Annotated in this window: 20 protein-coding genes, 1 tRNA gene and 1 pseudogene; 8 read left to right on the top strand and 14 right to left on the bottom strand. The window is 72.5% G+C overall.

Annotated elements, in window-relative coordinates:
- Positions 1-36 precede the first annotated feature (36 nt).
- From ACQFYA_RS12900 to ACQFYA_RS12880, 5 genes are all read right to left on the bottom strand, one after another.
- The gene (locus tag ACQFYA_RS12900; protein WP_499124748.1) at positions 37-1,290 is read right to left on the bottom strand and encodes a beta-ketoacyl-[acyl-carrier-protein] synthase family protein; all 1,254 of its coding nucleotides are present in this window, start codon (positions 1,288-1,290) and stop codon (positions 37-39) included.
- A gap of 84 nt (positions 1,291-1,374) precedes the next feature.
- A complete protein-coding gene (locus ACQFYA_RS12895) occupies positions 1,375-1,626 on the bottom strand; it encodes an acyl carrier protein (RefSeq protein ID WP_430579608.1) in 252 nt (83 codons plus the stop codon).
- Positions 1,627-1,752: 126 nt separating this feature from the next.
- Positions 1,753-2,778, bottom strand: a complete 1,026-nt coding sequence (locus tag ACQFYA_RS12890) for a beta-ketoacyl-ACP synthase III (protein ID WP_499124746.1) — start codon at positions 2,776-2,778, stop codon at positions 1,753-1,755.
- A complete protein-coding gene (locus ACQFYA_RS12885; protein ID WP_499124743.1) occupies positions 2,775-3,755 on the bottom strand; it encodes an ACP S-malonyltransferase in 981 nt (326 codons plus the stop codon). The genes ACQFYA_RS12890 and ACQFYA_RS12885 overlap by 4 nt, the downstream gene beginning before the upstream one ends.
- A gap of 128 nt (positions 3,756-3,883) precedes the next feature.
- A complete protein-coding gene (locus tag ACQFYA_RS12880) occupies positions 3,884-5,134 on the bottom strand; it encodes a PucR family transcriptional regulator (protein ID WP_499124742.1) in 1,251 nt (416 codons plus the stop codon).
- 97 nt (positions 5,135-5,231) lie between these two features.
- Between ACQFYA_RS12880 and ACQFYA_RS12875 the strand changes: the two genes are divergently transcribed.
- On the top strand, positions 5,232-5,906 hold the full coding sequence (locus ACQFYA_RS12875) for a hypothetical protein (RefSeq protein WP_499124739.1): 675 nt from the start codon (positions 5,232-5,234) through the stop codon (positions 5,904-5,906).
- Between the two features lie 78 nt (positions 5,907-5,984).
- Here the strand turns inward: ACQFYA_RS12875 and aceE are convergent, their stop codons facing one another.
- Positions 5,985-8,732: a pyruvate dehydrogenase (acetyl-transferring), homodimeric type gene (gene aceE / locus ACQFYA_RS12870; RefSeq protein ID WP_499124737.1), complete on the bottom strand. Its 2,748-nt coding sequence runs from the start codon at positions 8,730-8,732 to the stop codon at positions 5,985-5,987.
- 371 nt (positions 8,733-9,103) lie between these two features.
- On the opposite strand from aceE, the gene ACQFYA_RS12865 reads away from it, so the two are divergent.
- The 3 genes from ACQFYA_RS12865 to ACQFYA_RS12855 all read left to right on the top strand — a co-directional run bounded on the left by ACQFYA_RS12865 (position 9,104) and on the right by ACQFYA_RS12855 (position 10,161).
- Positions 9,104-9,514, top strand: a complete 411-nt coding sequence (locus ACQFYA_RS12865) for a DUF3052 domain-containing protein (RefSeq protein ID WP_499124734.1) — start codon at positions 9,104-9,106, stop codon at positions 9,512-9,514.
- A gap of 15 nt (positions 9,515-9,529) precedes the next feature.
- Positions 9,530-10,006 (top strand): peroxiredoxin, encoded by a 477-nt coding sequence (locus ACQFYA_RS12860; protein WP_499124732.1) that lies wholly within the window; start codon positions 9,530-9,532, stop codon positions 10,004-10,006.
- Positions 10,007-10,084: 78 nt separating this feature from the next.
- Positions 10,085-10,161, top strand: a tRNA-Val gene (locus tag ACQFYA_RS12855).
- Positions 10,162-11,026: 865 nt separating this feature from the next.
- Here ACQFYA_RS12855 and ACQFYA_RS12850 read toward each other — a convergent pair.
- The 3 genes from ACQFYA_RS12850 to ACQFYA_RS12840 all read right to left on the bottom strand — a co-directional run bounded on the left by ACQFYA_RS12850 (position 11,027) and on the right by ACQFYA_RS12840 (position 13,550).
- Positions 11,027-12,295: a DUF1254 domain-containing protein gene (locus ACQFYA_RS12850; protein ID WP_499124731.1), complete on the bottom strand. Its 1,269-nt coding sequence runs from the start codon at positions 12,293-12,295 to the stop codon at positions 11,027-11,029.
- Between the two features lie 245 nt (positions 12,296-12,540).
- Positions 12,541-13,053 (bottom strand): GNAT family N-acetyltransferase, encoded by a 513-nt coding sequence (locus ACQFYA_RS12845; RefSeq protein WP_499124730.1) that lies wholly within the window; start codon positions 13,051-13,053, stop codon positions 12,541-12,543.
- 119 nt (positions 13,054-13,172) lie between these two features.
- Entirely contained in the window at positions 13,173-13,550 is a 378-nt protein-coding gene (locus ACQFYA_RS12840; RefSeq protein ID WP_499124728.1) for an ArsR/SmtB family transcription factor, read from the bottom strand.
- A gap of 84 nt (positions 13,551-13,634) precedes the next feature.
- Between ACQFYA_RS12840 and ACQFYA_RS12835 the strand changes: the two genes are divergently transcribed.
- Positions 13,635-15,053 carry an FAD-dependent oxidoreductase gene (locus ACQFYA_RS12835; RefSeq protein WP_499124726.1) on the top strand — a complete coding sequence of 473 codons (1,419 nt, stop codon included), beginning with the start codon at positions 13,635-13,637 and terminating at the stop codon, positions 15,051-15,053.
- Entirely contained in the window at positions 15,050-15,295 is a 246-nt protein-coding gene (locus ACQFYA_RS12830) for a hypothetical protein (protein ID WP_499124725.1), read from the top strand. The genes ACQFYA_RS12835 and ACQFYA_RS12830 overlap by 4 nt, the downstream gene beginning before the upstream one ends.
- Positions 15,296-15,376: 81 nt before the next feature.
- Here the strand turns inward: ACQFYA_RS12830 and ACQFYA_RS12825 are convergent, their stop codons facing one another.
- The 4 genes and pseudogenes from ACQFYA_RS12825 to ACQFYA_RS12810 form a co-directional block, all read right to left on the bottom strand.
- The gene (locus ACQFYA_RS12825) at positions 15,377-15,805 is read right to left on the bottom strand and encodes an arsenate reductase ArsC (RefSeq protein ID WP_499124723.1); all 429 of its coding nucleotides are present in this window, start codon (positions 15,803-15,805) and stop codon (positions 15,377-15,379) included.
- A gap of 23 nt (positions 15,806-15,828) precedes the next feature.
- Entirely contained in the window at positions 15,829-16,809 is a 981-nt protein-coding gene (locus ACQFYA_RS12820) for a metalloregulator ArsR/SmtB family transcription factor (protein ID WP_499124721.1), read from the bottom strand.
- Positions 16,806-17,921, bottom strand: coding sequence for an ACR3 family arsenite efflux transporter (arsB, locus tag ACQFYA_RS12815; RefSeq protein ID WP_499124719.1), 1,116 nt, complete (start codon positions 17,919-17,921; stop codon positions 16,806-16,808). The genes ACQFYA_RS12820 and arsB overlap by 4 nt, the downstream gene beginning before the upstream one ends.
- Positions 17,918-18,445, bottom strand: a pseudogene (locus ACQFYA_RS12810) (NAD(P)/FAD-dependent oxidoreductase); the annotation flags it as partial. The pseudogene ACQFYA_RS12810 and the gene arsB, both read right to left, overlap by 4 nt.
- Positions 18,446-18,734: 289 nt before the next feature.
- On the opposite strand from ACQFYA_RS12810, the gene ACQFYA_RS12805 reads away from it, so the two are divergent.
- Complete coding sequence (locus ACQFYA_RS12805; RefSeq protein WP_499124716.1) at positions 18,735-19,190, top strand: MmcQ/YjbR family DNA-binding protein; 456 nt, start codon at positions 18,735-18,737, stop codon at positions 19,188-19,190.
- A 271-nt stretch (positions 19,191-19,461) separates the two neighbouring features.
- Complete coding sequence (locus ACQFYA_RS12800; protein WP_499124714.1) at positions 19,462-20,115, top strand: response regulator; 654 nt, start codon at positions 19,462-19,464, stop codon at positions 20,113-20,115.
- A gap of 2 nt (positions 20,116-20,117) precedes the next feature.
- Here ACQFYA_RS12800 and ACQFYA_RS12795 read toward each other — a convergent pair whose 3' ends face one another.
- Positions 20,118-21,731 (bottom strand): GAF domain-containing sensor histidine kinase, encoded by a 1,614-nt coding sequence (locus ACQFYA_RS12795; protein WP_499124711.1) that lies wholly within the window; start codon positions 21,729-21,731, stop codon positions 20,118-20,120.
- Positions 21,732-21,745: the final 14 nt, after the last annotated feature.

Genomic DNA, 21,745 nt, shown 5'->3' with positions numbered 1-21,745 from the left:
TCCGAGGAGGACGCCGGGCCGTGCGGACGTGACCGGTCAGGCGTTCGTCACCGTGAGGGCGACGTTGTGCCCGCCGAAGCCGAACGAGTTGTTGATCGCGACGATGTCGCCCTCGGGGAGCGCCTCCGGGGTGTCGCGCACCAGGGGCACCTGGAGCTCGGGGTCCGGGTTCTCCACGTTGATGGTGGGCGGCGCGAGCCGCTCCGACACCGCCTTGATCGTGAAGAGGGCCTCGAGCGCGCCGGCGCCGCCCAGCAGGTGACCGGTCATCGACTTGGTGGCCGAGAGCCGCACGTGGTCGGCCTCGCCGCCCATGAGGGTGCGGATCGACGCGGTCTCGGTGAGGTCGCCGACCTTGGTCGAGGTGGCGTGCGCGTTGACGTGCACGACGTCGCGCGACGTCACGCCGGCGTCCTCGAGGGCCCGCCGCATCGCGGAGACCTGCCCGGTGCCCTCCGGGTCCGGGGACGTGATGTGGAACGCGTCGGCGGACAGGCCGAGACCGGCGATCTTCGCGTAGACGCGCGCCCCCCGGGCCGCGGCGTGCTCGGCGCTCTCGAGGACGACGATCGCCGCGCCCTCGCCGATGACGAAGCCGTCTCGGTCGACGTCGTACGGGCGCGACGCGTGCTGCGGGTCGTCGTTGCGCAGCGACAGCGTGCGCGACGCGGCGAACGCGGCGATGGGCATGGGGTGGATCGTGGCCTCGGTGCCGCCGCACACCACGACGTCGGCGCGACCGTTGCGGATCATGTCGACGCCGTAGCCGATCGCCTCGGCGCCCGACGCGCAGGCGGAGACGAGGGCGTGCGCCCCGGCCTTGGCACCGAACTCGAGCGAGACGTACGCGGCGGGGGAGTTGGGCATGAGCATCGGGACCGTCATCGGGAGCATGCGGCGGGCGCCGCGCTCCTGGAGGGTGTCCCAGCCGTCCAGCGTGGTCCAGATGCCGCCGATGCCGGACGACACCACCGCGCCGAGCCGCTCGCCGTCGACCTCGGGGGCGCCGGCGTCCTGCCACGCCTCGCGGGCCGCGACCATCGCGTACTGCGTGGACGGGTCCATGCGCTTGGTCTCGGGCCGCGAGAGGACCTGGTCGGGCGTGACCTTGATGGTGGCGGCGAAGGTGACCGGGAGCCCGTACTTCTCCGCCCAGTCGTTGTCGAGGGTGCGCGCGCCCGACTCGCCCGCGAGGGCCGCGGCCCAGGTGCTGGGGGCGTCGCCACCGAGGGGGGTGGTGGCGCCGAGGCCGGTGACGACGACGTCGCGCGAGGCGGGTGCGGCAGTCATGGGTGGGTCACTCCTGAGGTGAGAGCGGGTACGGGTCGGTCGGGTTGCCGGGCGGGCCGGGGTCACCGGCCCGCCCGCGCGGCGTCACGCGGCCTGCGCACCCTCGATGTACGAGACGGCGTCGCCGACCGTGGTGAGGTTCTTGACCTCGTCGTCGGGGATGCGGACGCCGAACTTGTCCTCGGCGTGGGTCACGATCGTCATCATCGACAGCGAGTCGATGTCGAGGTCGTCCGTGAACGACTTCTCGCTCGCGACCGCGTCCGTCGGCAGACCGGTCTCCTCGGCGACGATCTCGGCAAGACCCTCGAGGATCTCCTGGGAGGTGTAAGCCATGGGGTGCGCTCTCCTTGAAACGGGGTACCGGCCGTCCGGCACCGTGGGGTGTTGCGGTGCGATTGTCCCGCACCACGGGGGTCGGTCTCGACCCCGGGCGAGGATTGCCCGGGGCGTGACCGGAGGCTAGGGCAGCACGACGACCTGTGCCGCGTAGACGAGGCCCGCGCCGAAGCCGATCTGCAGGGCGAGGTCGCCGGGGCGCGCCCGCCCCTCGGCGAGCAGCCGCTCGGTCGCGAGCGGGATCGACGCGGCGGACGTGTTGCCGGTCTCCGCGATGTCGCGGGCGACGACGACGCTCTCGGGCAGCCGCAGCTGCTTCACGAGCTGGTCGATGATGCGCATGTTCGCCTGGTGCGGCACGAAGACCTGGACGTCCTCGGGCTCGACGCCCGCCTCGGCCAGGGCCTTGGCCGCGACCGGCGCCATCTGGAAGCTGGCCCACTTGAAGACGGTGGGCCCGTCCTGGCGCAGGGTCGGCCAACCGGCCGTCGGGTCCTCGCGGAGGTCGGACCACCCACGGGTCTGCCGGATGGCCTGCGACTTCGCCCCGTCGGAACCCCAGACGGTCGGGCCGATGCCCGGGGTGTCCGAGGGGCCGACGACGGCCGCGCCGGCCCCGTCGCCCAGCAGGAACGAGATGGAGCGGTCGGTCGGGTCCACGAAGTCGGACATCTTCTCGGCGCCGACGACAAGCACGTTCCGTGCCGCGCCGGAACGCACCAGGGCGTCGGCCTGGCCGATGCCGTACGCGTACCCGGCGCAGGCGGCCGACACGTCGTACGCGGCGGCCGGCGTCGCGCCGAGGCGGTCGGCGAGCACGGCGGCGCCCGACGGCGTCTGGTGGAAGTACGTCACCGTGGACAGGATCACGACGTCCACGTCGGCGCCGGTGAGGCCGGCGGCGTCGAGCGCCTTGCGGGCCGCCGCCTCGGCGAGGTCGAGCACGTCGACGTCGGGGGCGGCGTACCGCCGCGTCACGATGCCGGTGCGCTGGCGGATCCACTCGTCCGAGGAGTCAATGGGGCCGGCGACGTCGTCGTTGGTCACGACGCGCTCCCCGCGCTCCCCGGCGATCGCCAGGATCCGCGAGAATCGGACCGGCTCGGCCTGGCGGAGCACCGGGCGGGCGCCGGAGCCGGGCAGGGTCACGCCGTGGTCTCCGCGCCGGCGGCGACGGAGTGGCGTGCGACGAGGTCGCGCGCGGCCTCGATGTCGTCGGGGGACTTCACGGCCACCGACTCGACGCCCTTGAGCGCGCGCTTGGCCAGGCCGGTGAGGACGCCCCCGGGGGCGAGCTCGAGGATGCCGGTGACGCCGCGCTCGGCGAGCGTGGCCTGGCACAGGTCCCAGCGCACCGGGGCCGTCACCTGGGCGGTGAGACGGGCCAGGACGTCCGTGGCCGTGCCGTGGCCGTGCGCGCCCGCGCCGAGGGAGTCGTAGGACGCACCGTCGGCGTCGGACAGGAACGGCAGGCGCGGGTCGGTGGCGAGCCAGCCGGTCGCGACCTGCGAGAACGCGACGCGGGCGGACTCCATGAACGGCGTGTGGAACGCGCCCGCCACCTGCAGCGGGATGACGCGGGCGCGCGCCGGCGGGTCGGCGGCCAGCGCGGCCAGTCGCTCCAGGTCGCCGGCGGCGACGACCTGGCCGCCGCCGTTGACGTTCGCGGGGAAGAGGCCGGCGGCCTCGATGGAGGCCAGCACCTCGTCGGGCTCGCCGCCCACGACGGCGCTCATGCCCGACGGGGCGGCCGCCGCGGCCTCCGCCATCGCCCGCGCGCGGTGGGACACGAGGCCGACGGCGCCGGCGTCGTCCAGGGCGCCCGAGACGGCCGCGGCGCTGAGCTCGCCGACGGAGTGACCGGCCGTGACGTCCACGACCTCGGTCGTGGCGCGCCCGTCGAGGATCGCGCGCAGCGCGAGCAGCGACGACGAGACGATCAGCGGCTGGGCCACGGCGGTGTCGCGGATCGTGTCCGCGTCCGACGTCGTCCCGTGCTGGGCGAGGTCGGTCCCGGCCGCGGCCGAGAAGGAGTCGAGCAGGTCGGCGGTGCCGGGCAGCTCCAGCCAGGGGCTGAGCATCCCGGGGGTCTGAGAGCCCTGTCCAGGGCAGACGACGGCGAGCACGGACCCACGGTGCCACCCCGCCGTCCGCGCGAGTCGTCGCGACCCGCACGAACCTCACGGAAGGCGATTGTGGGAAACCTCCAAGGAGCGCCGCCGGTCGAACCTGCCGAGACCTGGTGTCGACCAGCTCAACCCACGGTGCTGCCGCCCTCGAGCTGGCCGAGGGCCAGCGCGACCTGCAGCACGAACGACTCCCGCGCGTCGAGCGGGTCCCACCCGGTGATCTCGGAGACCTTGCGCAGGCGGTACCGGACGGTGTTGGGGTGCACGTACAGGCGACGGGCGGCGGCCTCCAGGGACCGGCCGGTGCCGAGGTACGCGGAGAGGGTCTCGAGCACGGAGCCGGACGCCTCCTGCAGCGGCCGGAACGCCTGCGCCACGAGGGTGCGCCGCGCGGTGACGTCGCCGGTCAGCACGCGCTCGGGGAGGATCTCGTCGGCCAGCACCGGGCGCGGGGCCTGCGGCCAGGCAGGCGCCGCGGCGAGGCCGGCCAGGGCCGCCGCCGCCGAGGCTGCGGCGTCGGACACGTCCGGCACCACGCCGCCGATCACCACGGGGCCGGGGCCGAAGCGGTCCAGCAGCGAGGTCGCGGCGGCGACCAGGTCGCCCTCGCCGCCCAGGACCAGCACCAGGCGGTCGCCGTGGATGCCCACGAGGGCGTCCCCGGCGGCGCGCCGGGCCAGCCGGCGCAGCTCGGCCGTGCGCACGTCGTCGAGCCGCGTGGTCGCCTCGCCCACCACGACGAGCGCCTGGCCGCGGCCGCTCCATCCCAGTGCCGAGACGCGGGAGCGCAGCGAGTCGTCGCCGTCGCCGCGCACGAGGGCGTCCACGACCAACGCCTCGAGGCGCGCGTCCCAGGCGCCGCGGACCTCGGCGGCGCGGGCGTACACCTCGGCGGCCGAGAACGCGATCTCGCGCGAGTACCGCAGCACGGCCTCGCGCAGCTCGCGCTCGTACCCGGGGGCGGCGATCTCGTCGGAGTGCTGCTCCACGACGTCGACCATGAGCCGCACGAGCTGCAGGGTGTGCTGCAGGGAGATGGAGCGCGTGAGCTCGGGCGGCGCGGCGGCGAACATCTCGCCCACGCCGTGCGGGGTGGGCGTGGGCTCGGCGAACCAGCTCACGAACGCGTTGATGCCCGACTGCGCCACGAGGGCCACGTACGAGCGGTCCTCCGCCGGCAGCTGGCGGTACCAGTGCACCTCCTCGTCGAGGCGGCGCATCGCGGCCGAGGTGAGCACGCCCAGGCCCTCGCGGACCCGCTGGACGTTCTCGCCCCGGGAGACGGGGGTCGGGCCGCCGCCCGTCGCGGGGCCGGCGTCGCCCTCGGGGGCGCTGGTCCCGCTGGCCGTGTGCGTCGGGGTGCGGCTGCTCGTCATGGGTCGAGGATACGGGCGGCGTTGTGGGGAGTGCACAAATGCGGTCGCCCGACGCCCGGCCCGGCCGCCCCGGGCGTCATTGGATAGTGTCGTTCCCATGGCCCTCATGCCCCGGCTCCGGCAGCTGCTGCGCCGGCCGTTCTCCGCCTCCACGGTGGGGGCGCGCCGGCCGTCGTCCTCGCAGCCGCGCGGGGACACCGTCCACGAGGACGCCCTGCGGGCCATGCTGACCGACGACCCGAACGACGCCCGCGCCTTCCACGCGCTCGCCGAGGTCGTGCGCCGGCGCGCGGCCGAGTCGCCCAACGCGGAGGACCCGCTCACCGCCCCGACGGACGAGGCCGCGCAGCAGCGCGCCGCCGACCTCGCCGTCTGGTCGCTCGCGGAGGAGCTCGCCGGCCACCCGCGGGCCTGGCGCCCGCTGCTCGAGCTGGGGCGGCTCTCCGTGGCCGACGACCCCGAGGGCGCGGCGCGGCGGCTCGCGACCGCCGCCGAGCGCGACCCGGGCGGCGAGGCGCTCGCCGAGGGGCTGGCGATCCTGCGCGAGGCCGGGGTGCCCACGGAGGCGCTCGGCCTGGGCGTGGGCCACTGGCGGGTGCGCGAGCACACGCCGGAGGTGGGCCGTCAGCTCGTGCTGGCGGCGCTGGAGGCCGGCCGCGCCGCCGAGGCGCGGCAGCACCTGGAGTCGCTGGCGCTGCGTCCCGGCACCGAGGAGCTGCGCGCGGAGCTCGCGCGGACCATCGCGGCGCGTGAGCGCACCACGCCGAGGTAGCGCGGTCGAGGTGATGCGGAAGGGCCCCCGCCCGCCGGTCGAGACCGGCAGACGGGGGCCCTTGACGCGGCGGGCTCGTCAGCTGTCGCCGCCCGCGACGCCGGACGTGCCGGCGTTGACGTCGAGCAGGCGGTACTTCTCGACCGCCTTGGCGACGACGTCGGCCGGGACCTCGCCGCGGCGGGCGAGCTGCTGCAGCGTCCGGACCACCATCGACGGGCCGTCGATGAGGAAGAAGCGCCGCGCGGCCGCGCGGGTGTCGGAGAAGCCGAAGCCGTCCGCCCCGAGCACCGCGTAGTCGCCCGGCACCCAGGCGCGGATCTGGTCCGGCACCAGGTGGTCGTAGTCGCTCGTCGCGACGAACGGGCCCTGCGCGCCCGACAGCTTCTGCGTCACGTACGGGGTGCGCGGCTCGGCCGTCGGGTTGACGAGGGCGTCCTTCTCGGCGGCCAGCGCGTCCCGACGCAGCTCGTTCCAGCTGGTCACGGACCACACGTCCGCCGACACGCCCCAGTCCTCCGCGAGGAGCTGCTGCGCCTCGAGCGCCCACGGCACGCCCACGCCGGAGGCGAGGAGCTGGGCCTTGGGCCCCTCGGCGTCGGACGCCGAGATGCGGTGGATGCCGCGCAGGATGCCGTCGACGTCCACGTCCTCCGGCTCGGCCGGCTGGATCATCGGCTCGTTGTACACCGTGAGGTAGTACATGACGTTCTGGTCGCGACCGTCGGACCCGTCGCCGTACATGCGCTCGATGCCGTCGCGCACGATGTGGCGGATCTCGTAGCCGTACGCCGGGTCGTACTGCACCATCGCCGTGTTGGTGCCGGCGATGAGCGGCGAGTGGCCGTCGGCGTGCTGCAGGCCCTCACCGGTCAGGGTGGTGCGGCCGGCGGTGGCGCCGATGATGAAGCCGCGGGCGAGCTGGTCGCCGGCCGCCCAGAACTGGTCGCCGGTGCGCTGGAAACCGAACATCGAGTAGAAGATGTAGACCGGCACCATGGCCTCGCCGTGCGTCGCGTACGACGTGCCCACGGACTGGAAGGCCGCGGCGGACCCGGCCTCGTTGATGCCGGTGTGCATGATCTGCCCGGACTCGGACTCCTTGTAGCTCAGCATGAGCTCGCGGTCCACGGCGAGGTAGTTCTGCCCCTGCGTGTTGAAGATCTTCGCGGACGGGAAGATCGCGTCCAGACCGAAGGTGCGGGCCTCGTCCGGGATGATCGGCACGACGCGCTTGCCGAACTCCTTGTCCTTGATGAGGTCCTTGAGCAGGCGCACGAAGGCCATGGTGCTGGCCACGTGCTGCGTGCCGGAGCCTTTCTTGAGGATCTCGTAGGCCTTCGGCTCCGGCAGGGTCAGCGCCTTCGGCGTGGACCGGCGCTCCGGCAGGAAGCCGCCCAGGTGCCGGCGGCGCTCCAGCATGTACTGGATCGCCTCGTCGTCCATGCCCGGGTGGTAGTACGGGGGCAGGTACGGGTCGGCGTCGATCTGCTCGTCCGTCAGCGGGATCCGCAGGTTGTCGCGCAGCGCCTTGAGGTCCTCGTTCTTGACCTTCTTCATCTGGTGCGTGGCGTTGCGGCCCGCGAAGCTGGAGCCGAGGGCGTAGCCCTTGACCGTCTGCGCCAGGATGACCGTCGGCTGGCCCGTGTGGGCGCGCGCCGCGGAGTACGCCGCGTAGATCTTGCGGTAGTCGTGACCGCCGCGCTTCATGTTCCAGATGTCGTCGTCGGTCATGTTCTCGACGAGGGCCTTGGTCCGCGGGTCGCGGCCGAAGAAGTGCTCGCGGATGAACGCGCCGGACTCCGCGCGGTAGGTCTGGTAGTCGCCGTCGGGCGTGGCGTTCATGAGGTTGACCAGCGCGCGGTCCTTGTCCGCGTTGAGCAGGGCGTCCCACTCGCGGCCCCAGACGACCTTGATGACGTTCCAGCCGGCACCCTTGAACTGGGCCTCCAGCTCCTGGATGATCTTGCCGTTGCCGCGGACCGGGCCGTCGAGGCGCTGCAGGTTGCAGTTCACCACGAACGTCAGGTTGTCGAGCGACTGGTGCGCCGCGAGCTGCAGCATGCCGCGCGACTCGGGCTCGTCCATCTCGCCGTCGCCGAGGTACGCCCACACGTCCTGCTGGCTCGTGTCCTTGATACCGCGGTTGTGCAGGTACTTGTTCGTCCACGCCTGGTAGATCGCCGACGCCGGGCCGAGGCCCATCGAGACGGTCGGGAACTCCCAGAACTCGGGCAGCATCCGCGGGTGCGGGTACGAGGGCAGGCCGCCGCCGGCGTGCGACTTCTCCTGGCGGAAGCCGTCGAGCTGCTCGGCGGACATGCGGCCCTCGAGGAAGCTGCGGGCGTACTGGCCGGGCGAGGAGTGGCCCTGGAAGTACACCTGGTCGCCACCGCCCGGGTGGTCCTTGCCGCGGAAGAAGTGGTTCAGGCCCACCTCGTACAGCGTCGCCACCGACGCGTAGGACGAGATGTGGCCGCCCACCGCCACGTCGGGACGCTGGGCGCGCGTCACCATGACGGCGGCGTTCCAGCGGATCCACGAGCGGTAGCGACGCTCCATCGCCTCGTCGCCGGGGAAGTACGGCTCGTCGTGCACGGCGATCGAGTTGACGTAGGGCGTCGCGAACGTCGCAGGGATGTGCACGTTGCGCTCCCGCGCGCGACGCAGCAGGTTGAGCATGACGTAGCGGGCCCGGGGGCCGCCCTTGTCGTCGATCAGACCGTCGAACGACTCGACCCACTCGCCGGTCTCGGCGGGGTCGATGTCCGGGACGGCGCTGAGCAGGCCGTTGATCAACGGTCCGGTCTCGTCGTACGAAGCCACCAGCAACCTCTCTCATCTTCGGACGGTGGCAGCACATGGTCGCCGCCCCGGTCCGTGTCAGGCATCCCGTCGTGAGGGCACCGCGACGCGTGGTCGCGACGGTGCGGACCACGAACGGGTGGTCATCACTCATTGTGTCCCCAGACGGGCCGGGGGAACACCATCGCGCGGTCAAGGATCCGTGATCTACGTCATGCCCGGGCCCTCCGATGTTGCCGACGTCACTGTCCAGGGGCGGCGTCCGGCAAACCGGGTGGTCCTCGGGGGTTGCCGGGCGGCGCCGCGTCCGGTGGACTACGTTGGCGCACACGACCGAAGAGCGTGTCGTGCGCGCGACGGTAGAGGTTCGAGGAGAGGAACGAAGGTCCAACGTGGGTAAGCAGGCGGAATCCCCGGTAGCACGCTTCGGGTTCGCCCCCGGCCAGGTGGTGCAGGAGTTCGGGTGGGGAGAGGACGTCGACGACGCGCTGCGGGCTGACGTCGAGTCCGTGATCGGCAGCGAGCTGGTCGACGAGGACTACGACGACGTCACGGACGGCGTCATTCTCTGGTGGCGCGACGACGACGGCGACCTGACGGACATGATGGTCGACGTCCTGACAGTGCTCGACGACGGCGGCCTGATCTGGCTGCTGACGCCGAAGCCGGGCCGCGACGGCCACGTCGGGCACGACGAGATCCAGGAGGCCGCGACCACCGCGGGCCTCCACGCCACCAGCACCTTCGCGGTCGCGTCGGACTGGTCGGCCACCAAGCTGGCCAACCGCGGTCGTGGGCGCTGAGCCGGTGACCGGTCGGTGACGAGCGCGCCCCCCGAGGTCCGGTGGCGCCCGGGCGACCCGGCGCCCGACTTCACGCTCCCGGACACGCACGGCACGCCCGTGCACCTCGCCGACCTGCGCGGCGAGGCGGTGCTCGTCGTGTTCTTCCCGTTCGCGTTCTCGGGCATCTGCACCGGTGAGCTGTGCGAGCTGCGCGACAACATCGAGGACTTCGAGGCCGCCGGCGTCCGGCTCCTGGCGGTGTCGACCGACCCCGTGTTCGCGCTCAAGGCGTGGCACGAGCAGGAGGGCTTCGGCTTCGACCTGCTCAGCGACTTCTGGCCGCACGGCGCCGTCGCCGAGGCCTACGGCGTCCTCGACACGACCAACGGGCACGCGCTGCGCGGGTCCTTCCTCGTCGACGCGGACGGGATCGTGCGGTGGTCGGTCGTGAACCCGCGCGGGCAGCGCCGTGACCTGGACGCCTACCGGGACGCGCTCGCCGAGATCTGATCCGGGAGGTCGGGTCCCGGAGTGTGACCGCCGTCGGACGGAGGGCCTCGCGCCCGGTATCCTTGCCTGCGCTGCCCAGGGCCTGTAGCTCAGCTGGTCAGAGCGCCACGCTTACACCGTGGATGTCGGGGGTTCGAGTCCCTCCGGGCCCACCACCCCCTCTTCTGCGGCCCTGACCTGCAGTTCTGCGCCCGCCGTCAGTGGGCCTGAGTGGACGGTTCCACCCACACGGGGCCATTCCTACCCCCACCAGACCCCCACAGGGTCGAGGTGCTGGCACCACACCTTCCTCGCTGAGGGGGGTGAACGACGTGGCTCGACCGACGTCCCGAAGGCCGGTCGTACCTCGACGAGGTCACCGTGGCCGACGTCGCCGCGTGGCACGCAGCCGGTGGTGCTCAGCGCGGCGGAGGTCCAGGCCCTCGCGCAGGCCCTGCCCGAGCACCTGCGCGCGCCGGCCGACCTGCTGAGCTGGACCGGCCTGCGGATCGGCGAGGCACCGGCGCTGCGTCGCAGGGACGTGGACCTGCGGGACCCGGCGGCGAGCAATGGGAACGAACTCCGGAGCCGCCGGCGGGGGAGCCAGAGGCGCCTCCTGGGCACGACAGCACACCTACGTCGTGACGACGGCGCACGGGCGTCGCCGGGAAGCAGGACGATCGTGGGAACGACGAGCGCGAAGGGCCGATCGACGACGCGCGGCCATCTCGTGGCCCTGTCCGACGCGGCGGAGACGCGCTTGCGCAGGTCGCGCGGTGCCGTGAGTCCGCGGCACCGTTGAGTTCCCCGAATTGCCCAGGTCGGTGACTGGCGGGAGCTTTTCGACGTCGGAACCCACGGGTTCGAGGCAGCCGAGCGCTCGGCGGTACCGAATCGGCACCGCCGAGGCGTCTCCCAGGGGCGCGGGGACGGCGAGGTATCCACGGCTCGACGGTGCACCCGGTGCATCACCGCAAACGTACGGGGATCGCCTCTTGACGCGGCTACGACAAGCCGGCGAGCCCGAGCGGCGTGCGGCGGCTATGCCTGCTTGTGCACGGCTGGAGGCGTCCATTCGCCGGTGTTGACCTCGGGCCGGGGCCAGTAGGTGCGGATCGTGAGCTCGAACTCGCCTCGCGGTGCGGGGAGCCAGTTCGACTCGTGCTCGGACGCGGGTGCCTCGTGCTGGACGTAGATCGTCAAGGACCCGTCGGCGGCGAGCTGAAGCCCCTTGTTCTTCGTCCCGAGGGAGTAGCGGCCGAGGTCGTTGGGGGCGAAGAAGTGTTCCGGGTTGTACAGGGTCAGCGACCAGAAGCCGTCCACGGGCGGCACCTGGCCGGCGGGGAACGTGAGCGTGTAGTCGTGGTCGCCGTTGAGCCGGCGACCCTCGCTGTCGACCTCGAGGAAGAAGTATCGCGTCTCCTCGGGCTGGTTGACGTACATGTTCGACTTGGCGGTCGCGGTGCGCGTCAGGTAGTCGAAGCCCCAGCGCGCGACGTTCGGCGGCGAGTTCCAGCCCCCGGCGAGGCTCGGCCCGTTGGTGCGGAAGTCGAAGAGCGGGGCGACGACCTCGGTCTCCGTCGCGACGGCCGCTTCCTTGATCGCGGCTGCGACGTCCGGCTCGGCCGCAGCGGCGGCGAGCAGCGCCCGCATCATCGCGTAGCGCGCCTCCTCGCCGGGCAGCGGGGGCACGCGGTCGAGGATGTCCGGCAGCTCGTCGAAGAACGTCTCCGGGTCGACCCACCGCGTCTCGGCGGCGCCGGCGGCGCCTGCCGGGAAGTGCGGTACGTGGCGCCAGTCCACGGTCTTCTTCTCGCCGGTGTACTGGCTCAGGGGGTAGATCACGAGCTTGTTCAGCGTGGCCTGGATGGCCTCCCGGTCCTCGTCCGTGTCGTCGAGGAACGCCCGCGGGCCCATCCCGAGGAGCTCGGTCGGCGAGGTCAGGACCCCGGTGATGCCGTCCGGCACGTCGCCCTGCCAGCCCGGACCCACGACCAGGTAGTTTCCCGGCTCGGTGCCGTACTGGCGCCCGAGGGTGGAGAACTCCTCGCTGCGCGCGTCGTACAGGGCGCACACCCAGAACCGGTCACCGAAGTCGGGGATCTGCAGCACCACAGGGTCGTCGTCGACCGCGCCGTACCCGAACCCGTACACGACGTCCTGGTTCGGGTGCGCCACCCAGCGCTGCGACGGGTCGATGTAGCCGCTGAGCATCGCGACGTACCCCGTCGGTGCGGCGGGCAGCACGCCGCCCATCAGGCCCGGCTCGGGCGCGACGGCGAACGAGGCCCGGCGGTGGAAGGCATTCACGATCGGCCATCCCCAGACGTACACGTCGCGCGCCAGAGCCCTCGCGAAACTCCGCCGTCATCACGGTGCCGGGCGGCACGGCCCCCGGATCGTCGGCGGACTCGTACGACGGACGCTGCAGGCTCATCACGGACCCATCTCTCGGGTGAACAGACGCTGCGACCCTAGCCACCACCAGACACGACCGCGCGACGACCATCCGGACGGCGCCGACGGCGTACGTGTCAGCCCCCAGTGGCCGGTGGTCACAGTGGAGCAAGAAGCATGAGGACCTCATCGTGGTCCTCGCCGTCGGCGACGCGGAGCGCGTCGGGCCATCGGCCGACCTCCGTCCAGCCCAGCTGTCCGTAGAAGGTCTCCAGTCCGACGCCGCCGCGCGCGGCGAGGTGTAGTTGCTCCAGGGTCAGCTCGTCGCGAGCGATGCGGCGGACCTCGTTCATCAGGCCGGCTCCGATGCCTTGGCCTCGCATCGACGTGCGGGTCTGGAGGTGGTGCACGGTGCCCCAGTGGCCGGTGAGCCTCCCGCCGTCGTGGCGGATGTTGACCCAGCCGGCGAACCGTCCATGATGGTGCGCGGTCAGCAGGCGGCTGCGATCGGGGTCGAGGTCCTGGATGATCGCGTCGAGGACCGGCGTGACATCGGCGAGCGTCACCGGCGGGAAGGGGAACCCGGCTGCGCCTCCCGCGTTGGTCACCTCCAGCCAGCAGCCGACCATGGCCTGCCGCAGGTCGGCAGTGACCTGCTCGGGGGTTGCCATCTGTGTGAAGGCGAGGGCGGGGTTGGTCCTGGGCACCGCATGATTATCGTCGGAACCCACCGATTCTGAGGCGCGCCAGAAGCGGGTTCTGGAGGTTTCAAAACCTCCAGGTGCGCGGACTACGCGTTGACCTGCGTTGCGGCCGACAGCGATGCCACGAGGCCGGCGAGGGCTCCGGGTGCGAGTGAGAAGTAGGCCCAGCGGCCGCGCTGTTCACGCTCGAGCAGACCGGCCTCGACGAGGATCTTGAGGTGGTGACTGACGGTGGGCTGCGAGAGGCCGACGGGCTCGGTGAGGTCACAGACGCACGCCTCCGCGCCGGGCTGGTTGGCGACGATCGCGAGGAGCTGGACGCGGGCGGGGTCGGCGAGGGCCTTGAAAGACCGGGCGAGCTTCTGGGCGACCTCAGGCTCGACAGCCTGGGAGAGCGTGGGCGTGCAGCAGCCGCCGTCCGCAGGCGCGGCGAGAGGCAGGGGTGCGGGCACGGTCGTGGTCATGCCCCCCATCCTCGCATGGATTGACATCCATCGATAGGTGGTCCAGGATCGCCGTATCGATGGTTCTCGATGTGAGGAGTGGTGATGAGCGAGGTTGCTCTGAACGAGCTGCCGGTCGTCGTGATCGGCGCCGGCCCGGTGGGCCTGGCCGCGGCGGCGCACCTGCTGGAGCGGGGCCTGGAGCCGCTGGTTCTGGAGGCCGGTGAGCAGGCCGGTGCGGCGATCGGGTCGTGGGGCCACGTGCGGCTGTTCTCGCCGTGGCGGTACGACGTCGACGGCGCGGCTCGCCGTCTGCTGGAGCCGACGGGCTGGGTCGAGCCGGACCTGGACGCACTGCCGACGGGTGCCGAGCTCGTGGAGGGCTACATCGCCCCTCTGGCGGCGACGCCGGAGATCGCCTCGCGGCTACGCACGGGCACGCGGGTGCTCGCGGTGGCGCGGGACGGTGCGGACAAGACGCGCTCGCTCGGTCGTGAGCGGCGCGGGTACCGCGTGCGCACGGTGGGCGCCGACGGACGTGTGCAGGATGTGCTCGCCCGCGCGGTGATCGACGCGTCCGGCACGTTCTCGACGTCGAACCCGCTGGGCGTCAGCGGCCTGCCCGCGGCCGGCGAGGCCGACGCGACGCCGTTCGTCACCGGCCCGCTGCCCGACATTCTCGGCGCCGCCCGCGACCGCTTCGCCGGTCGCCACACCCTCGTCGTGGGGATGGGTCACTCGGCGGCGAACACGCTCCTGAGCCTCGTGGAGCTGTCCGAGACGGCGCCGGGCACCATGGTCACGTGGGCGATCCGGGGCGGCTCCGCCCGCCGGCTGTTCGGCGGCGGCACCGACGACGAGCTCCCCGCTCGCGGGCTGCTGGGCACACGCCTGCGTGAGGCCGTGGACGCCGGTCGGCTGCGCCTCCTCACCCGGGTATCGATCGAGCAGCTCGTGCCGGGCGGCGACTCGGTCCAGGTGCTCGGCACGGCGAAGGACGAGCCCCTCGCGCTGGACGTGCACGCGATCGTGAACGCCACAGGCTTCCGCCCCGACCTGGACATGCTGCGCGAGGTGCGCCTCGACCTCGACCCCGTCGTCGAGGCGCCGAGCGCGCTCGCGCCGCTCATCGACCCGAACCAGCACTCCTGCGGGACGGTGCCCCCGCACGGCGAGGCCGTGCTGTCCCACCCGGACGACGGCTTCTACCTGGTGGGCATGAAGTCCTACGGCCGTGCGCCGACGTTCCTCCTGGCGACCGGGTACGAGCAGGTGCGGTCCGTCGCCGCGGCGCTGGCCGGGGACCGCGAGTCCGCGGACGCCGTCGAGCTGAACCTGCCCGCCACGGGGGTGTGCTCCAGCGATCTGGCCCTGGCCGCCGACGGCGAGTCGTCGGCCGGGTCGTGCTGCGGGACCGCGCCGGCCGAGCCGCAGCTCGTCACGCTCGGCGTCGGCGCCCCGGCAGGTGTCGGGTTCGCGACCGGCGTCGTGCATGGCCTTTCTGGCGACGGCGAGGGCGCGTGAGCCTCACGCTGCGCGCCGCGACCCCCGCCGACATGACGGGCGGCGCGGCCATCGACGACCACGACGTCCTGTCGCTGCACCGGCGGGCCGGGTTCGCCGACGCCGGCCGTCTCGAACGGGTCGGACGCAAGGTCGACCGGTGGCCGGGCACCCCGCTCTGCATTCGTGGTGGTCTGACGCGGGCGTGGGCCAAGCCGGTCGTGCGGGAGCCGGCTGCCTGCTGCGCCAGCGCCGCCGCCTGACCTCCCGAGCCGAGAACGCACGACGGGCCGCAACCTTGTCCGGTTGCGGCCCGTCGCGCTCTGGCGGGGATCCGGTGCGGGTCAGTCCACCGGCTGGACGTCGAGGGACGCGAGCAGCTCGCGGATGCGGCGCTCGATCTCGTCGCGGATGGGGCGCACGGCGTCGATGCCCTGGCCCGCCGGGTCGTCGAGCTGCCAGTCCTCGTACCGCTTGCCGGGGAAGATCGGGCAGGCGTCGCCGCAGCCCATGGTGATCACGACGTCGGACGCCTGCACGGCCTCGGTGGTGAGGACCTTGGGCTGCTCGGCGGTGATGTCGAGGCCGACCTCGGCCATGGCCTGGACGGCGACGGGGTTGATCTTGTCGGCGGGCATGGAGCCGGCGGACCGGACCTCGACGGCACCGCCGGACAGCGCACGCAGGAAGCCCGCGGCCATCTGGGAGCGGCCGGCGTTGTGCACGCAGACGAACAGGGCGGACGGCTTCGCGGTGGTGGGGGTGTCGGTCACGGTGGTCTCCGAAGGTCGGTCGTTCACGGGGTGGGCAGGTCGAGGTCGGGCATCAGGTCGGCCAGGAGGGCACGCACGCGGGTGTCGAGCTCGTCGCGGATGGCCGCGACGCCTGCCGGGGAGGCCAGCGCGGGGTCGCCCACGAGCCAGTCCTCGTACCGCTTGCCGGGCAGGACCGGGCACACGTCGCCGCAGCCCATGGTGATCACGACGTCGGCGGCGCGGACGGCGTCGTCGGTCAGCGGCTTCGGGAACGGCTCGTCGGCGCCGAGGGCGGCGAGCTCGGGGCGCACGGCGGGGTGCACGTCCGCGGCCGGCGTCGATCCGGCGGAGCGGACCGCGACCCGGTCGCCGGCGTAGTGGCGTACGAGCGCGGCGGCGAGCTGGGAGCGTCCGGCGTTGGCGACGCACACGAACAGCACCTGGGGCGCGGTCGTAGCACCGGCGTCACGGGTCAGGTCGGCGAGGCGCTGCCGGGCGAACCGGTCGGTGAGGGTGAGCAGGTGCGCCGAGACCTTGGCCGAGCGGGCCAGCGCCGTGTACGACTCGCGCACGGTGCGCAGGACGACGTCGCGGGCCAGGTCGGGATGCGTGGCCGCGAGGTCGGCGGCGAGCCGGTCGAGTGCCTTGTCGGCGTCCTCGAGCCCGGTCAGGTGCGGGTGCTCGCCCAGGGCGTCCAGGGCGGCGGGGGCGAACGACTCGAGCAGGGTGCTGATCGCGGGCTTGTATCCGGGGGTGATGCGGTACCAGACCCAGGTGCCGCGCCGTTCGGAGGCGAGCACGCCGACGTCGCGCAGCACCTTGAGGTGATGGGACACCGTGGGCTGGGACACGTCGGTCAGCTCGGCCAGGTCGCACACGCACGCCTCGCCGGCGGGCGCCGTGGCGACGAAGGACAGCATGCGCAGCCGCAGCGGCTCGGCCAGGGCCTTGAGCGTGGCCGCGACCACGGCTGCTGCCTCGGTGCCGATCGCGTGCGACTCGGTCGTGTCGGTGGTGGTCATGACCTCACCTCGTCCAGCTCTCGTGCGGGTACCTCGAGGGAGGAGGGGTCGACGGCGAACCAGCGTCGTCCTACCCACAGGGACACGTAGACCAGGCTCACGAGGACCGGTACCTCGATGAGCGGGCCGACGACCCCGGCCAACGCTTCACCGGAGGTGGCGCCGAAGGTGCCGATGGCGACGGCGATCGCGAGCTCGAAGTTGTTGCCCGCCGCGGTGAACGCCAGCGTGGTGGTGCGGGCGTAGCCGAGAGTCAGGAGCTTGCCGAGCACCATGCCGAGGCCCCACATGACGGCGAAGTACACCAGCAGCGGCAGCGCGATGCGCACGACGTCGAGCGGGTTCGAGGTCACGGCGTCGCCCTGCAGGGCGAACAGCAGCACGATCGTGAACAGCAGCCCGTACAGCGCCCACGGGCCGATGCGCGGGACGAACCGCTCCTCGTACCAGTCGTGACCCTTGGTCCGTTCGCCGATCCAGCGGGACGCGAACCCGGCCACGAGCGGGATGCCGAGGAAGACCAGCACGTTGAGCGCGATCTGCCCGACGGACACGTCCAGTCCCTGGGTGTCCAGGCCGAGCCAGCCGGGCAGCACGGTCAGGTAGAAGTAGCCGAGCAGCGAGAACGCCACGACCTGGAACACGGAGTTGATCGCCACCAGCACGGCGGCGGCCTCCCGGTCCCCGCAGGCGAGGTCGTTCCAGATCACGACCATCGCGATGCAGCGGGCCAGGCCCACGATGATCAGGCCGGTGCGGTACTCGGGCAGGTCGGGCAGGAACGCCCAGGCCAGGGCGAACATCAGCGCCGGGCCGATGACCCAGTTCAGGACCAGCGAGGAGACGAGCAGCTTCTTGTCCCCGGTGACGGCGGCGACCTTGTCATAGCGGACCTTGGCCAGCACCGGGTACATCATCACCAACAGGCCGAGGGCGATCGGGACCGAGATGCCGCCGATCTCCATCGAGGCCAGGACGTCGGACAGGCCCGGGACGAACCGGCCCACCAGCAGGCCACCGATCATGGCCAGGCCGATCCAGGCGGGAAGCCAGCGGTCCAGGGTGGACAGGCGCCGGACGGCGTCGGTCCGCGGGGTCGCTGCGTCGCTCACCGAGCCACCTCCCGCGCGTCGGCGTCGGCGAGGGCGGCAGGGAGACCGTCGGGGTTGGGCGCCGCCGGGGTGCCGGCCAGGCCCTGCTCGCCCTCGGCGACCTCGGTGAGGTACGCCTGGGCGTCGAGCGCGGCGGAGCACCCCGAGCCGGCGGCGGTGATCGCCTGGCGGTAGGTGTGGTCGACGGCGTCGCCGCAGGCGAAGACGCCGGGAAGGTTGGTGCGGGTGGACCGCCCCTGGACGAGGATGTAGCCCTCGTCGTCCAGGTCGACCTGGCCCTTGATCAGGTCGGTCCGCGGGTCGTGCCCGATGGCGACGAACAGCCCGGTGGTGTCGAGCTCGCGCTCCTCACCGGTCACCGTGTCGCGCAGCGTGATGCCGGCGACCTTGTCCTCGCCCGAGATACCGGCGACCGAGATGTGCTGGTCGCGGAAGAAGAACCCGTCGCAGGTGGCGCACCAGGAGACACCGCGGCCCGACAGCTGCTTCTCCTCCGGCAGGCCGAGCTCGCGGTACGCGGAACCGGCCGGGCCCGAGCCCGCGATGACAACCTGATAGACCTGCGGTATTGACATGCCTCTATATTGACATAGACCGATGCAGCCTGTTGGCCCCGTGTCACACCGCAGCGGTGGAAGGGATGGCTCACGGCGGTGCCGAGCACCCTCGCGTCGTGATCATGGCGGCTCTTCGTCTCATCGATGAGTCGGAGCGAACCCGGCGCGCTGTCCGATGCTCCGGCCGTCCACGGGGAGTGCCCTACCCGCTCCACCTAGACTGGCCGCGCGGATCCCGAGCGTCGGAGGGTGCGAGTTGGACGGGACGACCATCCAGAACCTTGCCGCTGCCCGGACCGCGGAGCTGCCAGGCACCCACCTTGAGCACCCGTTCGGCCCCGACTGGGAAGTGTTCAAGGTGCGGGGCAAGGTGTTCATGCTCCACACGCGTGTCACCGGCGAGCCGATCGTGATCGTGAAGGCCACACCGGCCGACGGTGCGGTGCTGCGGGAGGCGTTCGCGGAGATCACGCCGGGCTATCACATGAACAAGCGGCACTGGATCACGCTGAACCCGGGCGACGGGATCGACTCGCAGCTGGTGGAGGATCTTGTCACCGAGTCGTACCTGCTGGTGGTCGAGAGGAATCTGCCCAGGGTGCAACGCCCGGTCGACCCTGAGACGTTCGGACAAGCCTCGCCGTCGGTCCCACCGGGATCGCAGCCGTCCGTTCCAGGGATCTCGGGCGAGGCCATCGGCGGCGACCTCTGACGTGGCCCCTGCCCGACCTGCACTGCGGCGCGACGAGCTGGTGTGCGGCGCATGGTCGCGGCGCAGAAGGTCGGACTCCCGGGCTGTGCCCGGAAGGTGGAGGTCCAGTCCTCGTCGCTGGCGGACGGGAGCCGTAACGAGATCGGCTCCGTCGCTGTCGCCTCTCGACGCGGCGAACGGGTACTCGTGGAATGTGGCGCTGTCCAGATCCTGGGCGGGGCGCACCTCGGTACCGATGGTGGTCGACCCGGCAGCGGAGTAGAACGGGGGCATGACGCCCGTCCGGGTCTTTCTCCTCGACGACCACGAGCTGGTGCGTCGTGGCCTGCGTGGGCTCCTCGACTCCGAGGAGGATCTCGAGGTGGTGGGGGAGTCGGGTTCGGCCGTCGAGGCGATGCGGGAGATCCCGCGGTGCCGGCCGGACGTGGCGCTGCTCGACGTGCGGCTGCAGGACGGTTCGGGCATCGAGGTGTGCCGTGAGCTGCACTCCGCGATGCCCGGGCTCCGGGCGTTGATGCTCACGTCCTATGACGACGACGAGGCGCTGTTCTCGGCGATCATGGCGGGGGCGTCCGGTTACCTGCTCAAGCTGATCACGGGCTCGGACGTGGTGGACGCGGTGCGTCGGGTCGCGTCCGGTCAGTCGTTGATCGACCCGGCCCTGACGTCGCGCGTGCTCGAACGTCTCCGCGCGGGGCCCGCCGAGGCGCCCGCCCTGGCGGTGCTGAGCGAGCAGGAGCACAGGGTTCTGACGCTGATCGCCGAGGGGCTGACGAACCGGCAGATCGCCTCGCAGATGTTCCTGTCGGAGAAGACGGTGAAGAACTACGTGTCGAACATCCTGACGAAGCTCGACCTGGAATCGAGGACGCAGGCCGCGGTGCTGGCGACGCGGCTGCTCGGCACGTCCGACCGCCGGGGCTGACGCTAGCCCGCCCGGTCGGGGCTGTGGCCAGGAGCGCCCCCCATCGGGACCCGCCAGACGATCATGCTGCCGCGCGGCTGGCGTGCACTGATCTCGAACGTTCCGCCGAGCTCGGCCGCCCGGTCGGCAAGGTTGACCAGCCCGCTGCGCGCGGCCGCGGCGTCGAAGCCGACGCCGTCGTCGCTGACCGTGCAGGTCAGCTCGCCCGGGGTGGCGGCGACCTCGACCCGGACGGTGGTCGCGGCGGCGTGCCGGGCGGCGTTCGAGAGTCCCTCGCGCAGGACGGCGACGACGTGGTGGTGCAGGGCGGGGTCGACGAGGGTGTCGACGGGCCCGTCGATCCGCAGCACCGGAGCATGCTCCAGGACACGGGCGTACTCCGAGTGGACCGCCTGGACCTTGGCCCGCAGGGAGTGCTGCTGCCGGCTCGGCGGGCGGAGGTCGACGATCGACTGGCGGACCTCGCGGATGGTGGCGTCGAGGTCGGCCGTCACCGCGTGCAGGCGCTCCCGGATGTCGGGGGGGGACCGCCGCTCGACGGCGGTGAGCTGCAGGCCCAGGGCGAACAACCGCTGGGTGACGCCGTCGTGCAGCTCGCGCGCGATGCGGTTGCGTTCCGCGAGCACGGCGATCTCCTGCTGCATGGCGCGGGTGTGCCGTCGTTCGAGGACGAGGGAGGCCTGGCCGGCGAAGCTGGCGACGACGTCGGAGTCCTCGGCGAGGTCCTCCGCGTCGCCTCGCCGAGGGAGCACGATGACGAGCGCCCCGCGGGTGACCGTGTCGATCGACAGCCGGGTCATGACGGCACCGCGATCGTCGGGAAGGTCGGCCCACCGCGTCTCGCTGCTGGCCATCGCGAGCATGAGAGCGGGGCGGAGGTCTGTCAGGGTGCGCTCGGGACGACGCCCGAGGTCGCCGACCGCGGCGCGGACGGTGAACGTCCCGGGCGCGTCCGGGTCGGGGGCGATCGCCATGGCGGTCAGACCGCCCGACGCGCGCAGGCACTCGCGGAGGACGATGTCGACCGCGTCGTCCGTCCCGGACGCGCGAAGGACCGCCGCGGGGATGGCGGCCGTGGCCTCGAGCCAGCGAGCGCGGCGCTCGGCGGTCATGAGGAGGCGCGCGTGGTCGATGGCCAGGCCGGCGAGGCCCGCCAGCGCGGTGACGGCGCTCTCGTCCTCGGGGGTGAACGTCGCGCCGGTCGTCTTGTCGGTGAGGTACAGGTTGCCGAAGACGCGCCCGCGCACCCGGACCGGGACGCCGAGGAACGTCGTCATCGGCGGGTGCTCGGGCGGGAACCCCGCGGAGGACGGATGGCTCGTCAGGTCGTCGAGACGCAACGACTGCTCATGGGCGATGAGGTGTCCCAGGAGGCCGCGCCCGGTCGGCAGGTGCCCGATCCGCGCGTGCTCCTCGTCGCTGATGCCCTCGGTCACGAACTCGATGAGGTGCCTGCGGGAGCTGCCGATCACGCCGAGCGCGCCGTAGCGGGCCCCGGACAGGTCGCAGGCGGCCCGCACGACACCGACCAGCAGGTCGCGCAGGTTGAAGTCGGACGCCAAGCCGCTGACCGCGTGCAGGATGGCGTCCTGCACCTCGGCCGAGGTCTTCTCCACGTCACGAGCGTAGG

The organism is Promicromonospora sp. Marseille-Q5078 (assembly GCF_050315395.1).
Classification (GTDB): Bacteria; Actinomycetota; Actinomycetes; order Actinomycetales; family Cellulomonadaceae; genus Isoptericola.
The sequence above is the reverse complement of the archived record's forward strand: the minus strand, read 5'-3'. Positions and strand labels throughout refer to the sequence as shown.